Annotated in this window: 13 protein-coding genes and 2 tRNA genes; 6 read left to right on the top strand and 9 right to left on the bottom strand. The window is 64.0% G+C overall.

Features of this window, described 5'->3' with window-relative positions; translation table 11 throughout:
- Window positions 1-4: 4 nt before the first annotated feature.
- The 9 genes from ychF to ACIPK7_RS03970 form a co-directional block, all read right to left on the bottom strand.
- Complete coding sequence (ychF, locus tag ACIPK7_RS04010; protein WP_192223855.1) at window positions 5-1,105, bottom strand: redox-regulated ATPase YchF; 1,101 nt, start codon at window positions 1,103-1,105, stop codon at window positions 5-7.
- A 40-nt stretch (window positions 1,106-1,145) separates the two neighbouring features.
- Window positions 1,146-1,730: an aminoacyl-tRNA hydrolase gene (pth, locus tag ACIPK7_RS04005; RefSeq protein ID WP_081516404.1), complete on the bottom strand. Its 585-nt coding sequence runs from the start codon at window positions 1,728-1,730 to the stop codon at window positions 1,146-1,148.
- Between the two features lie 38 nt (window positions 1,731-1,768).
- Window positions 1,769-2,383, bottom strand: a complete 615-nt coding sequence (locus ACIPK7_RS04000; RefSeq protein ID WP_192436215.1) for a 50S ribosomal protein L25/general stress protein Ctc — start codon at window positions 2,381-2,383, stop codon at window positions 1,769-1,771.
- Between the two features lie 112 nt (window positions 2,384-2,495).
- Window positions 2,496-3,437, bottom strand: coding sequence for a ribose-phosphate pyrophosphokinase (locus ACIPK7_RS03995; protein WP_015478849.1), 942 nt, complete (start codon window positions 3,435-3,437; stop codon window positions 2,496-2,498).
- Between the two features lie 52 nt (window positions 3,438-3,489).
- A tRNA-Gln gene (locus ACIPK7_RS03990) sits at window positions 3,490-3,564 on the bottom strand.
- Window positions 3,565-3,626: 62 nt separating this feature from the next.
- A tRNA-Gln gene (locus tag ACIPK7_RS03985) sits at window positions 3,627-3,701 on the bottom strand.
- 31 nt (window positions 3,702-3,732) lie between these two features.
- Entirely contained in the window at window positions 3,733-4,581 is an 849-nt protein-coding gene (gene ispE / locus ACIPK7_RS03980) for a 4-(cytidine 5'-diphospho)-2-C-methyl-D-erythritol kinase (RefSeq protein WP_192436216.1), read from the bottom strand.
- Between the two features lies 1 nt (window position 4,582).
- On the bottom strand, window positions 4,583-5,227 hold the full coding sequence (gene lolB, locus ACIPK7_RS03975; protein ID WP_401085461.1) for a lipoprotein insertase outer membrane protein LolB: 645 nt from the start codon (window positions 5,225-5,227) through the stop codon (window positions 4,583-4,585).
- A 3-nt stretch (window positions 5,228-5,230) separates the two neighbouring features.
- A complete protein-coding gene (locus tag ACIPK7_RS03970) occupies window positions 5,231-6,997 on the bottom strand; it encodes a tetratricopeptide repeat protein (RefSeq protein WP_192436218.1) in 1,767 nt (588 codons plus the stop codon).
- Window positions 6,998-7,142: 145 nt separating this feature from the next.
- Between ACIPK7_RS03970 and hemA the strand changes: the two genes are divergently transcribed.
- The 6 genes from hemA (at window position 7,143) to ACIPK7_RS03940 (ending at window position 12,509) form a co-directional block, all read left to right on the top strand.
- A complete protein-coding gene (hemA, locus tag ACIPK7_RS03965; RefSeq protein ID WP_045211202.1) occupies window positions 7,143-8,411 on the top strand; it encodes a glutamyl-tRNA reductase in 1,269 nt (422 codons plus the stop codon).
- The gene (prfA, locus tag ACIPK7_RS03960) at window positions 8,408-9,490 is read left to right on the top strand and encodes a peptide chain release factor 1 (RefSeq protein WP_401085457.1); all 1,083 of its coding nucleotides are present in this window, start codon (window positions 8,408-8,410) and stop codon (window positions 9,488-9,490) included. Before hemA ends, prfA begins: the two co-directional genes overlap by 4 nt.
- Window positions 9,491-9,504: 14 nt before the next feature.
- Window positions 9,505-10,335 (top strand): peptide chain release factor N(5)-glutamine methyltransferase, encoded by an 831-nt coding sequence (prmC, locus tag ACIPK7_RS03955; RefSeq protein ID WP_401085454.1) that lies wholly within the window; start codon window positions 9,505-9,507, stop codon window positions 10,333-10,335.
- Window positions 10,329-11,084: a molybdopterin-synthase adenylyltransferase MoeB gene (locus ACIPK7_RS03950; RefSeq protein ID WP_401085452.1), complete on the top strand. Its 756-nt coding sequence runs from the start codon at window positions 10,329-10,331 to the stop codon at window positions 11,082-11,084. The genes prmC and ACIPK7_RS03950 overlap by 7 nt, the downstream gene beginning before the upstream one ends.
- Complete coding sequence (gene murI, locus ACIPK7_RS03945; RefSeq protein WP_192436223.1) at window positions 11,077-11,871, top strand: glutamate racemase; 795 nt, start codon at window positions 11,077-11,079, stop codon at window positions 11,869-11,871. The genes ACIPK7_RS03950 and murI overlap by 8 nt, the downstream gene beginning before the upstream one ends.
- A gap of 116 nt (window positions 11,872-11,987) precedes the next feature.
- Window positions 11,988-12,509, top strand: a complete 522-nt coding sequence (locus ACIPK7_RS03940) for an acyloxyacyl hydrolase (RefSeq protein ID WP_401085448.1) — start codon at window positions 11,988-11,990, stop codon at window positions 12,507-12,509.
- The last annotated feature ends 71 nt before the right edge of the window (window positions 12,510-12,580 follow it).

Below are 12,580 nucleotides of genomic sequence, written 5' to 3'. Positions count from 1 at the left end.
GGGGTTAGACATTGAAGCGGAAGTGCATCACGTCGCCATCCTTGACGATGTATTCCTTGCCTTCCAAGCGCCATTTGCCGGCTTCTTTCGCTCCCTGTTCGCCCTTGAACTGGATGAAGTCGTCGTAGGCGACGACTTCGGCGCGGATGAAGCCTTTTTCGAAGTCGGTGTGGATCACGGCGGCAGCCTGCGGGGCGGTGGCGCCGACGCGGACGGTCCAGGCGCGGACTTCCTTCACACCGGCGGTGAAGTAGGTCTGCAGGTGCAGCAGCTCGTAGCCGGCGCGGATCACACGGTTCAGGCCGGGCTCTTCGAGGCCGAGGGACTCGAGGAACATGTCCTTCTCTTCGCCATCATCAAGTTCAGCGATCTCGGCTTCGATCTTGTTGCACACCGGTACGACCATGGCGCCTTCTTCTTCGGCGATGGCGCGCACGACATCCAGGTGCGGGTTGTTCTCGAAGCCGTCTTCGGCGACGTTGGCGATGTACATCACCGGCTTGCTGGTGAGCAGGTGGAAGCTGCGTACGAGGCGCTTCTCGTCATCGCCCATGTTCTTCATCAGCGAGCGGGCGGGTTTGCCTTCGCTGAAGTGGGGGATGAGCTTTTCCAGCAGGGCTTTCTGCACCAGGGCGTCCTTGTCGCCGCCCTTGGCGTTGCGCGCAACCTTCTGCAGTTGCTTCTCGCAGCTGTCGAGGTCGGCGAAGATCAGTTCGAGGTCGATGATCTCGATGTCGCGCTTGGGGTCGACGCTGTTGGAGACGTGGATGACGTTCTCGTCTTCGAAGCAGCGCACGACGTGGGCGATGGCGTCGGTCTCGCGGATGTTGGCGAGGAACTTGTTGCCCAGGCCTTCACCCTTGGAGGCGCCCGCTACCAGGCCGGCGATGTCGACGAATTCCATGGTGGTCGGGATCACGCGCTCGGGTTTGACGATCTCGGCCAGCGCATCGAGGCGGGCGTCGGGCATCGGTACGATGCCGCTGTTCGGCTCGATGGTGCAGAAGGGGAAGTTTTCCGCCGCGATGCCGGATTTGGTCAGGGCGTTGAACAGGGTGGACTTGCCGACGTTGGGCAGGCCGACGATGCCGCAATTGAATCCCATGCTAGGTCCCTCGCGCCAGGTGGCGGAAATAGAGGTGTGATCAGGCCTTCTGGCTGTGCAGCTTCTGCATCGCGCGGGTCCAGTCCCCGTCGAGCATTTCTGGCAGCACGCCGAGGGCGGAGTCGATGCTGGTGTCGAGCAGTTCCTGCTCAGAGCGCGGGGCGCGGCCGAGGACGAAACCGGAGACCAGGCTACTGTGCCCCGGATGGCCGATGCCAAGCCGCAGGCGGTGGAAACCGTTCTGGTTGCCGAGTTGGGCGATGATGTCGCGCAGCCCGTTGTGCCCGCCGTGTCCGCCGCCCTTCTTGAGCTTGGCGACGCCGGGAGGCATGTCGAGTTCGTCGTGGGCCACCAGGATGGCTTCGACCGGAATACGGAAGAATCCGGCGAGCGCCGCCACGGCCTGGCCGCTACGGTTCATGTAGGTGGTGGGGATGAGCAGACGAACGTCGCGGCCCTTGTGGCTGAATTTGCCGACCAGGCCGAAGTACTTCTTGTCCAGCGACAGGTTCGCGCGTTGCGCGTCCGCCAGCCGCTCAACGAAAAGGGCCCCCGCGTTATGCCGGGTCTGGTCGTATTCGGGGCCTGGATTTCCCAGGCCAACGATCAGTTGTACGGCAGTCACGACGGGGGCCCCTTCCTTAAAGGCAATGGTGCGCGCGATTACTCGGCAGCAGCTTCGCCTTCACCTTCTTCTTTCACTACGCGGGAAGCGTGGATGTTGGCGACGGCCAGGTCGTTACCGTGGGCCAGTTGCACCAGCTCTACGCCTTTCGGCAGTTTCAGGTCGGACAGGTGAACGATCTGACCCAGTTCTACTTTGGCCAGGTCGACTTCGATGAACTCCGGCAGGTTGGCCGGCAGGCACGAAACTTCGACTTCGGAGATCACGTGGGAGATCTCGCCGCCACCAACCTTGACGCCAACAGCAGTGGCTTCGTTGATGAAGTGCAGCGGTACGTGGGCGGTCAGTTTCTGGCCGGCAACGACGCGCTGGAAGTCAGCGTGCATGACAAAACCCTTGGACGGGTGACGCTGCAGGGCCTTGATCAGTACGGTTTCCTTGGCGGAACCGACGTTCAGGGTGATCACGTGGCTGAAGGCAGCCTCGTTTTCGAGCAGCTTGGAAACTTCACGCAGTTCCAGGGTCAGGGATTGCGGGGCTTTCTCGCCACCGTAGACCACAGCCGGGATCAGGCCTTCGTTACGACGCAGGCGGCGGCTCGCACCTTTCCCCAGGTCGGAACGCTCTTGTGCATTCAGTACAAAATCAACCATTTCACACTCTCCAAAATGACAAGATCGCCCGGACGCTTGCGACCAGCGTTCGGGCGATTTTGCTAATGCCCCATCGACGTGACGGGGCGCTTTACGTCAGCGCTGTTCCGCCTTAGCGGAACATGGCGCTGATCGATTCTTCATTGCTGATGCGGCGCATGGCTTCAGCGACAACCGGCGCGATGTCCAGTTGGCGGATACGGCCACAGGCTTGTGCGGCAGCGGACAGCGGGATGGTGTTGGTCACCACCAGCTCGTCCAGTACGGAATTCTCGATGTTCTCGATGGCGCGGCCGGACAGCACCGGGTGGGTGCAGTAGGCGATGACCTTGGCGGCGCCGTGCTCTTTCAGAGCCTTGGCGGCGTGGCCGAGGGTGCCAGCGGTATCGACCATGTCGTCGACCAGTACGCAGGTACGGCCTTCGACATCACCGATGATGTGCATGACTTCGGACTGGTTGGCCTTCGGACGACGCTTGTCGATGATGGCCAGGTCGACGCCCAGGGACTTGGCGACGGCGCGAGCACGCACCACACCACCGATGTCCGGGGAGACGATCATCAGGTTCTCGAAGCGCTGGTCTTCGATGTCGTCGACCAGCACGGGCGAGCCGTAGATGTTGTCGACGGGGATATCGAAGAAGCCCTGGATCTGGTCGGCGTGCAGGTCAACGGTGAGAACGCGGTTGACGCCTACGACGGTCAGCATGTCGGCAACGACTTTGGCGCTGATGGCCACACGGGCGGAACGCGGACGGCGATCCTGGCGGGCGTAACCGAAGTAGGGGATGACTGCCGTGATACGAGTCGCTGAGGAGCGGCGGAAGGCATCGGCCATCACTACCAGTTCCATCAGGTTGTCGTTGGTCGGTGCGCAGGTCGGTTGAATCAGGAAGACGTCCTTACCACGAACGTTTTCATTGATTTCAACGCTGATCTCGCCGTCGGAGAATTTACCGACAGAAACGTCACCGAGGGGGATGTGCAGCTGCCGTACGACACGGCGTGCCAGATCGGGGTTGGCGTTCCCCGTGAAAACCATCATTTTGGACACGCTGCGGTACCTGTGTCGGCTTGAGGGTAGGCCCGGTTGAGCCAGAAGAAAATGGCAGGGGCGGCTGGATTCGAACCAACGCATGGCAGGATCAAAACCTGCTGCCTTACCGCTTGGCGACGCCCCTGTAGCTTACAACTTGCGGAGCAATGTGTTCGTTGACGCTGTACGTGTAACCCTGTGGGTTAATGGCAGGGGCGGCTGGATTCGAACCAACGCATGGCAGGATCAAAACCTGCTGCCTTACCGCTTGGCGACGCCCCTGTATCGTACAACCGATTACATTGCTTTCTTCTCAGGCCAGGCTTTGCAGCTTTCGGTGCAACATCGAGATGTTACGGCCCTGGGCAACAAAACTCGGCAGAGTGGCCGGAAGTTGGCGGCGAACTTTATCAGCATCGCCCTTGTTTGGGAAGCTCCCAAACACACAAGCTCCGGTGCCGGTCAATCTCGCTTGGGTAAATTTACCTAGCTGGATCAGTGCGTTACGTACATCCGGGTAACGCTTCTCGACGACCGGCTGGCAGTCATTATGACCGTCCACCCCGAGAAGGCTGCGAACTTTAATGGGCGGAGTATCCCGTGTCAACTCGGGATCGGAGAAAACTTCTGCTGTGGAGACAAAGACTTGCGGCACGACGACGAGGAACCAGGGTTCGTCGAGTTCCACCGGAGTGAGCTGCTCGCCGACGCCCTCGGCGAACGCCGCGCGGCCGCGCACGAACACCGGGACGTCTGCGCCCAGGCTCAGACCTAGCGAGGCGAGGCGATCTTCGTCCCAATCCAGCTGCCACAGATAATTAAGTGCGAGTAGGGTGGTTGCTGCATCGGAGCTGCCGCCCCCGATGCCGCCGCCCATGGGCAGGCGCTTGTCCAGCCAGATGTCGGCGCCCAGTTGGCAGCCCGATTGTTCTTGCAGCCTGCGAGCGGCCTTGACGATCAGGTTGCTGTCGTGGGGAACGCCCTTGATCTCGGTGTTCAGGTGGATTTCGCCGTCCTCGCGCACGGCGAATTGCAGTTCGTCGCCGTGGTCAAGAAACTGAAACAGGGTCTGCAGTTCGTGGTAGCCATCGGCGCGGCGGCCGGTGATGTGCAGGAACAGGTTGAGCTTGGCCGGTGCCGGCAGGGTCAGGCGGTCCTGCATGTTACTGCGGGTCCGCCGGGTTCGACTGGCCTGCGCCCAATTGACGCGGCTGCCAGGTCTTTACCACCAGGGTGACGTCGAGATCCTGGCCGTGCAGCTTCAGGCGTTCGGGCAGCCAGTAGCCGTTCTGCTCGCTGTAGCGGGTGTATTCCACGTCCCAGCCATCCTGCTGCATTTTGGCCAGGCGGCTGTTGCCGTCCAGGGTCAGACGGCTCTTGCTGTCCGGCGCGGGCAGGCCGCGAATCCACCAGAGCAAGTGGGAAACCGGCAGGCGCCAACCCATCTGCTGTTCCAGCAGTTCTTCGGGGGAGGCGGCCTCATAGCGGCCTTGTCCTGCGACTTCGAGGGTCACCGCGCCTTCACGTCCGGTCAGGCGCGCGGCGCCGCGGCCGAGTGGGCCGGACAGGCGGATGTCGTAGTAGTCCTGGCGTTGCAGCCAGAACAGGGTGCCGCTGCCGGAGTCCTTGGGCGCGCGAATGCCGACCTTGCCATCGATCTGCCAGCCGTCGAGGGTGGCGATGCGGGCTTTGTGAGCGTTCCAGGCGGTGGCGTTGCCCTGGCCTTCCAGGGCTTCGTGGGTGCCGAAGCTGGAGCAGCCGGCGAGCAAGGCAAGTGCGGCGGCGCCGATCAGGTGACGTAAACGCATGAATCAGTGGGTTCCGGAGCCGGTCAGGCGCAACATGGTGTCGCGCAGGACGGCGCTGTCAGGCTGGCTTTGCAGGGCGGTGGCCCATACCTTGCGGGCTTCGCTCTGCTTGCCCTGGGCCCAGAGCACTTCGCCCAGGTGCGCGGCCACTTCGTGGTCGGGGAAGCGTTCCAGCGCTTTGCGCAGGTAAGTTTCCGCTTCGCTGAGGTTGCCGAGGCGGTAATTCACCCAGCCCAGGCTGTCGAGGATCGCGGGGTCGTCCGGGTTCAGCGAGTGGGCCTTCTGGATCAGGTCGCGGGCTTCGCTGTAGCGGGTGGTGCGGTCGGCCAGGGTGTAGCCCAGCGCGTTGAGCGCCATGGCGTTGTCCGGCTCGCGCTGGATGATCAGCCGCAGGTCCTGCTCCATCTGCGCCAGGTCGTTGCGTTTCTCGGCGAGCATGGAGCGGGTATAGAGCAGGTTGAGGTCGTCTGGGAACTGCTTGAGGCCTTGCTGGATAACACTCCAGGCGCGGTCCACCTGGTCGCGGTTGGACAGGCCTTCGGCTTCGATCAGGTACAGCTGGATGGCGTAGTCCGGCTGGCGATCGCGGGTTTCGGCGAGGCGGCGCGAGGCATCGTCATAGCGCTTCTGGTCCAGCAGGATCTCGGTGGCGCGCAGCTGGGCCGGGAGGAAGTCGTTGCCCGGGCCGACCAGCGCGTATTCCTTGAGTGCGGTTTCCGGGTCCTTCTGCTCCTCGGCCAGGCGGCCCAGGTTGAAGTGGGCGGAGTCGACGTGGCTGTCGCGCTCGACCAGCTCCTGCAGGTAGACCTTGGCCTCGTCCCATGCCTGGGCTTCGAGGCAGACCAGCGCGAGGGAGAAGCGCAGGTCGTCGTCATCGGGAAATTGCTCGACCAGCGCGGAGAACTCGGCCTTGGCGTCTTCCAGACGGTTCTGTTCCACCAGCAGGCGGGCGTAGGCGAGGTGGACGCGCTTGTCGTCCGGATGTTCCTTGATGCCAGCCTTGAGCAGCGGCAGCGCTTCGTCGCTGCGCTTCATGCTTTGCAGCAGGCGGGCGCGCAGCAGCAGCGGGGCGACGTCGTGCTTGCTGGCGGAGTTGTCTTCGAGCAGGTGCAGGGCTTCCTGCGGACGACCGTCCTGCTGTAGTAGCAGGGCCTTGCCGAACAGCAGCTGGCCGTTGTCGGGGTACTTCTTCAGCAGGCGGTCGAAACTCTGCAGCAGGCCGGCGCGGGTATCCGGGTCGGTCTCGGCGGCGGACAGTGCGAGGAAGTCGAAGTGGGTGTCGCCCTGGCCGTTGAGGACTTTTTCCATGTAGACCATGGATTCGTCGTATTGGCCGGTGCGCGCCAGTTGGATGGCGGCGGCGCGCTGGGCGTCGAGATTGTCCGGCGCGGCTTTGGCCCAGATCAGCGAGGTGTCCAGGGCTTCCTGGTCGGCGCCCAGATATTCGGCGATGCGGAAGGCGCGTTCGGCGACTCCCGGATCACGGGTTTCCTTGGCCTGCTCGACATAGTTGGCGAGGGCGATATCGAAACGGTTGCGCTGGCCGGCGAGCTCGGCGGTGAGCAGCGAGAACATCGTGTCTTCGCTGAAGGAGCCGTATTTCTGGTCCTTCTGCGCAGCCGCAGCCTTGTCCTTCTCGGTGGAAGCACTGTCGGTGTTTTTCTGTGTAAGAGACTGGCAGCCGCCGAGCAGCAGCAGAGCAGTCAGCAGCGCAAGAGACTTGTTCATAGAGGAAGGACGAGGGCCTGACCTGCGAAATGGGACCATCATGACATAAGGAAAGTGCCAATCCCATGGGGAAGCGCCGCTGACGGGCCTGTATACGATTTGCAGTGTGCGATACGTCGCGGGTGGTTGTCCTTCACAAGGCTAAGTAGGACAATTGCGGGCTTTCCGATCAGCTCAGCGATTCTGCATGGCCTTCATTGCTCTCGGCATCAACCACAAGACCGCGTCCGTGGCCGTCCGCGAGCGCGTGGCTTTTACTCCCGAGCAGATGGTCGAGGCCCTGCAACTGCTCTGCAGGCTGACTTCCAGCCGTGAAGCCGCGATCCTCTCCACCTGCAATCGCAGCGAACTCTATCTGGAAATCGAGCATCCGGACGCCGGCGACGTGCTGGCCTGGCTTGCCGATTACCACAATCTGGGAATCGACGACCTGCGCGCCTGCGCCTACGTCCATCAGGACGAGGAGGCCGTGCGCCACATGATGCGCGTCGCCGCGGGCCTGGATTCCATGGTTCTGGGCGAGCCGCAGATCCTCGGCCAGATGAAATCCGCCTACGCCGTGGCCCGCGAGGCCGGCACCGTCGGGCCGATGCTCGGGCGTCTGTTCCAGGCTACCTTCAGCACCGCCAAGACTGTGCGCACCGATACCGCCATCGGCGAGAACCCGGTGTCCGTGGCGTTCGCCGCGGTCAGTCTGGCCCGGCAGATCTTCAGCGACCTGAGCCGTAGCCAGGCGTTACTGATCGGCGCCGGCGAGACCATCACCCTGGTCGCCCGCCACCTGCACGAGCAGGGCGTGAAGCGCATCGTGGTCGCCAACCGCACCCTGGAGCGCGCCAGCCTGCTGGCCGAACAGTTCGGCGCCCGCGCCATCCTGCTGGCGGACATGCCGGACGAACTGGTCAACAGCGACATCGTCATCAGTTCCACCGCCAGCCAGTTGCCGATCCTGGGCAAGGGCGCGGTCGAGCGCGCGCTGAAGCAGCGCCGGCACAAGCCGATGTTCATGGTCGACATTGCGGTGCCGCGCGACATCGAGCCGGAAGTCGGCGAGCTGGAAGACGTCTACCTCTATAGCGTCGACGACCTCCACGAAGTGGTCGCCGAGAACCTCAAAAGCCGCCAGGGCGCCGCCCAGGCCGCCGAGGAGCTGGTGGGCGACGGCGTGCACGAGTTCATGCTGCGCCTGCGCGAGCTGGCCGCGGTCGACGTGCTGCGTGCCTACCGCCAGCAGGCCGAGCGCCTGCGTGACGAAGAAACCCAGAAGGCCCAGCGCCTGCTGGCCAATGGGGCCGACCCAATGGAAGTCATCGCCCAGCTCAGCCGTGGCCTGACCAATAAATTGCTGCACGCCCCCAGCGTGCAGATGAAGAAACTCTCCGCCGAGGGCCGCATCGATGCGTTGGCTGTCGCGCAGGAACTGTTCGCCCTCGAGGAGGGCACTGACAAGCGATGAAAGCGTCCCTCCTGAAAAAGCTGGATATCCTCAGCGACCGCTACGAAGAGCTCACCGCTCTGCTGGGTGACGCCGAGGTGATCAGCGACCAGACCAAGTTCCGCGCCTACTCCCGTGAATACGCGGAAGTGGAGCCGGTCATTCTCGCCTTCCGCGAGTTCCGCAAGGTGCAGTCCGACCTCGAAGGCGCCCAGGCGCTGCTCAAGGATAGCGACCCGGACCTGCGTGAGATGGCCGAGGAGGAAGTCGCCGAGGCCAAGATCGCGCTCCTCAGCCTGGAAGATCGCCTGCAGCGCATGCTGCTGCCCAAGGACCCCAACGACGGCCGCAACGTCTTCCTGGAAATCCGTGCCGGCACCGGTGGCGACGAAGCGGCGATCTTCTCCGGCGACCTGTTCCGCATGTACTCGCGCTACGCCGAGAAGCAGGGCTGGCGTGTGGAGATCATGTCCGAGAACGAGGGCGAGCACGGCGGCTATAAAGAAGTCATCGCCCGTGTGGAAGGCGAGAGCGTCTACGCCAAGCTCAAGTTCGAATCCGGCGCCCACCGCGTGCAGCGTGTGCCAGCCACTGAATCCCAGGGCCGCATCCACACCTCGGCGTGCACCGTGGCGGTGCTGCCAGAGCCGGACGAGCAAGCAGCCATCGAGATCAATCCGGCCGACCTGCGCGTGGACACCTACCGCTCCTCCGGCGCTGGCGGCCAGCACGTGAACAAGACCGACTCGGCGGTGCGTATCACGCACATCCCGTCGGGCATCGTGGTCGAGTGCCAGGAAGAGCGCTCGCAGCACAAGAACCGCGCCAAGGCCATGGCCTGGCTGGCGGCCAAGCTCAACGACCAGCAGCAGTCTGCCGCCCAGCAGGCGATTGCCAGCACGCGCAAGCTGCTGGTCGGATCAGGGGATCGCTCCGAGCGCATCCGCACCTACAATTTCCCCCAGGGCCGGGTGACCGACCACCGCATCAACCTCACCCTGTATTCCCTGGGTGAAGTCATGGAAGGCGCGGTGGAGCAGGTCATCGAGCCGCTGCTGCAAGAGTTCCAGGCCGACCAGTTGGCCGCGCTCGGCGACTGAGTGAGCGACAGACCATGGCAACCATCATGACCCTGCTCAACGAGGCGCAACTGCCGGACTCGCCCAGCGCGCGCCTGGATGCCGAGCTGCTGCTCGCCGCCGCGCTGGGCAAACCGCGCAGCTTCCTGCGAACCTGGCCCGAGCGCGTGGTCAGCCGCGAGGCCCACGACCTCTATGGCCGCTACCTGGCCCGCCGCGTGGCAGGCGAGCCGGTGGCCTACATTCTCGGTCGCCAGGGCTTCTGGAGCCTGGACCTGGAAGTCGCCCCGCACACCCTGATTCCGCGCCCGGACACCGAGCTACTGGTGGAGACCGCGCTGGCGCTGCTGCCGGCCTCGCCGTCGCGCGTGCTCGACCTGGGCACCGGCACTGGCGCCATCGCCCTTGCGCTGGCCTGCGAACGCCTGAGCTGGCAGGTGCTGGGCGTCGACCGTATTCCCGAGGCCGTGGCCCTGGCCGAGCGCAACCGCGAACGCCTGCGCCTGGCTAACGTCGCCTTCCGCGCCAGCCACTGGTTCTCCGCGGTAGAGGGCGAGCGCTTCTCTCTGATCGTCAGCAACCCGCCCTACATCCCCAGTACCGACCCTCACCTCCGGCAGGGCGATGTGCGTTTTGAACCTTCGAGCGCGCTGGTCTCGGGGCAAGACGGTCTGGACGACATCCGCCTGATCATCGACCAGGCGCCGAACCACCTGGAAAATGGCGGTTGGCTGATGCTCGAACATGGCTTCGACCAGCCCGATGCGGTGCGCGACCTGCTGCTCAGCCGTGGCTTCAGCGCGGTGGAAAGCCGTCGCGACCTCGGCGGCCACGAGCGCATCAGTCTGGGACGCTGGACATGCTGACCGATAACGAACTGCTGCGTTACAGCCGGCAGATCCTCCTGCCGCAGATCGACGTGGACGGCCAGCTGCGCCTGAAGGACAGCCGCGTGCTGATCGTCGGCCTCGGCGGCCTCGGCGCCCCTGTGGCTCTGTACCTGGCTGCGGCCGGTGTCGGCGAGCTGCACCTGGCGGACTTCGACACCGTCGACCTGACCAACCTGCAGCGGCAGATCATCCACGGCGCCGACAGCGTCGGCGTGAGCAAGGTGGACTCTGCCATCGCCCGCCTGACTGCGCTGAATCCGGACGTGAAGCTGATCGCCCATCGCCAGGCGCTGGACGCCGACTCCCTCGACGCCGCCGTGGCGGGCGTCGACCTGGTTCTGGATTGCTGCGACAACTTCGGCACCCGCGAAGCGGTGAACGCCGCCTGCGTCGCGGCGAAGAAACCGCTGGTGAGTGGCGCGGCCATTCGCCTGGAAGGGCAGCTCTCGGTGTTCGACCCTCGCCGCGACGAAAGCCCGTGCTACCACTGCCTCTATGGCCATGGCAGCGAAGCCGAACTGACCTGCAGCGAGGCCGGCGTGGTCGGCCCGCTGGTGGGGCTGGTGGGCAGCCTGCAGGCGCTTGAAGCATTGAAGCTGCTGGCCGGCTTCGGCGAGCCGCTGGTAGGTCGCCTGCTGCTGATTGATGCCCTCGGCACGCGCTTCCGCGAACTGCGGGTCAAGCGCGATCCGCTGTGTGCCGTGTGCGGAGCCGCGCATGGCTGATGCCGCGCCGATCGGCGTGTTCGATTCCGGTGTGGGCGGCCTCAGCGTCCTGCACGAAATCCGGGCGCGGCTTCCCCACGAATCCCTGATCTACCTCGCTGACTGCGGCCACGTGCCCTACGGCGAGAAGACTCCCGAGTACATCCGCGCGCGCTGCCGCGCCATCGCCGAATTCCTCTTGTCCCGTGGCGCCAAGGCGCTGGTGCTGGCCTGTAACACGGCCACGGCCGCAGCCGCGGCGGACCTGCGCGAGCTGTATCCGCAGTTGCCCATCGTCGCCATGGAGCCGGCCGTGAAGCCGGCGGCCGAAGCGACCCGCAGCGGCGTGGTCGGTGTGCTCGCCACCACCGGCACCCTGAAGAGCGCCCGCTTCGCTGCACTACTGGATCGCTTCGCCAGCGACGTGCGCGTCATCACCCAGCCCTGCCCAGGCCTGGTGGAGCGCATCGAACTGGGCGACCTTGGCGGCCCGCAGACCCGTGAATTGCTGAAAGGTTACGTCGCGCCATTGTTGGCCGAGGGCTGCGACACGCTGATTCTCGGCTGCACGCATTACCCTTTCCTGCGTCCGCTTCTGCGAGAACTTCTGCCGGCGGACGTCTCTCTGATCGACACCGGGGCCGCCGTGGCCCGCCAGCTTGAGCGACTGTTGCAATCGCGTGAGTTGCTGGCCGAGGCCTCGGGAAAAAAAATTGAGCTCTGGACCAGTGGCGCAGTCGAAGCCCTTGAACGCGTACTTCCAGCGCTTTGGGGATCTGACGAGATCGTCGGTCATTTCCCTGGCTGATCGAAAAAATAGCTAGCTATGGACTTTGGTCTGTCAGCGAATGCTGACAAATGGCCTTATAATTGCCAGCTATTCGCGGGGATTTTTCATTCAGCTTTCTAATAAAGGACGTTTCGATGAAGAAACTGCTCTCGCTTGCCGCTGTGGCAGCCTTGTCCCTTGGACACATGTTCACCGCTCAGGCTGCCAGCCTGACCGGCGCCGTGGGCTTCACAGGGCAGAACGACATGACCTATCGCCTGGGCCTGAGCTTCGATTGGGACAAGAGCTGGTGGCAGACCTCGACCGGTCGCCTGACCGGCTACTGGGACGCCGGCTACACCTACTGGGAAGGCGGCGATGAAGCCAGCGGCCGCCACTCACTGTCCTTCAGCCCGGTCTTTGTGTACGAGTTCTCCGGCGAGACGGTCAAACCCTTCGTCGAGGCCGGCATTGGTGTGGCCGTATTCAGCGGCTCCCGCGTGGGTGACCAGAACCTGGGCGGCGCATTCAACTTCGAAGATCGCATCGGTGCTGGCCTGCGCTTCGGTGAAGGCCAGGCACTGGGTGTCCGCGCGACGCACTATTCCAACGCCGGCATCAGCCAGCCGAACGACGGCATCGAATCCTACAGCCTCTATTACACGCATCCGCTGTAAACAGAGCGCTGACAAAGAAAGCCGGGCCTTGCGCCCGGCTTTTTTGTGTCTGCCAGCCGGGTGGTCCAAGA

Origin of the sequence: Pseudomonas sp. NPDC086581 (genome assembly GCF_044746165.1) — a bacterium.
In the GTDB taxonomy this organism is placed as follows: Bacteria; Pseudomonadota; Gammaproteobacteria; order Pseudomonadales; family Pseudomonadaceae; genus Pseudomonas.
The sequence above is the reverse complement of the archived record's forward strand: the minus strand, read 5'-3'. Positions and strand labels throughout refer to the sequence as shown.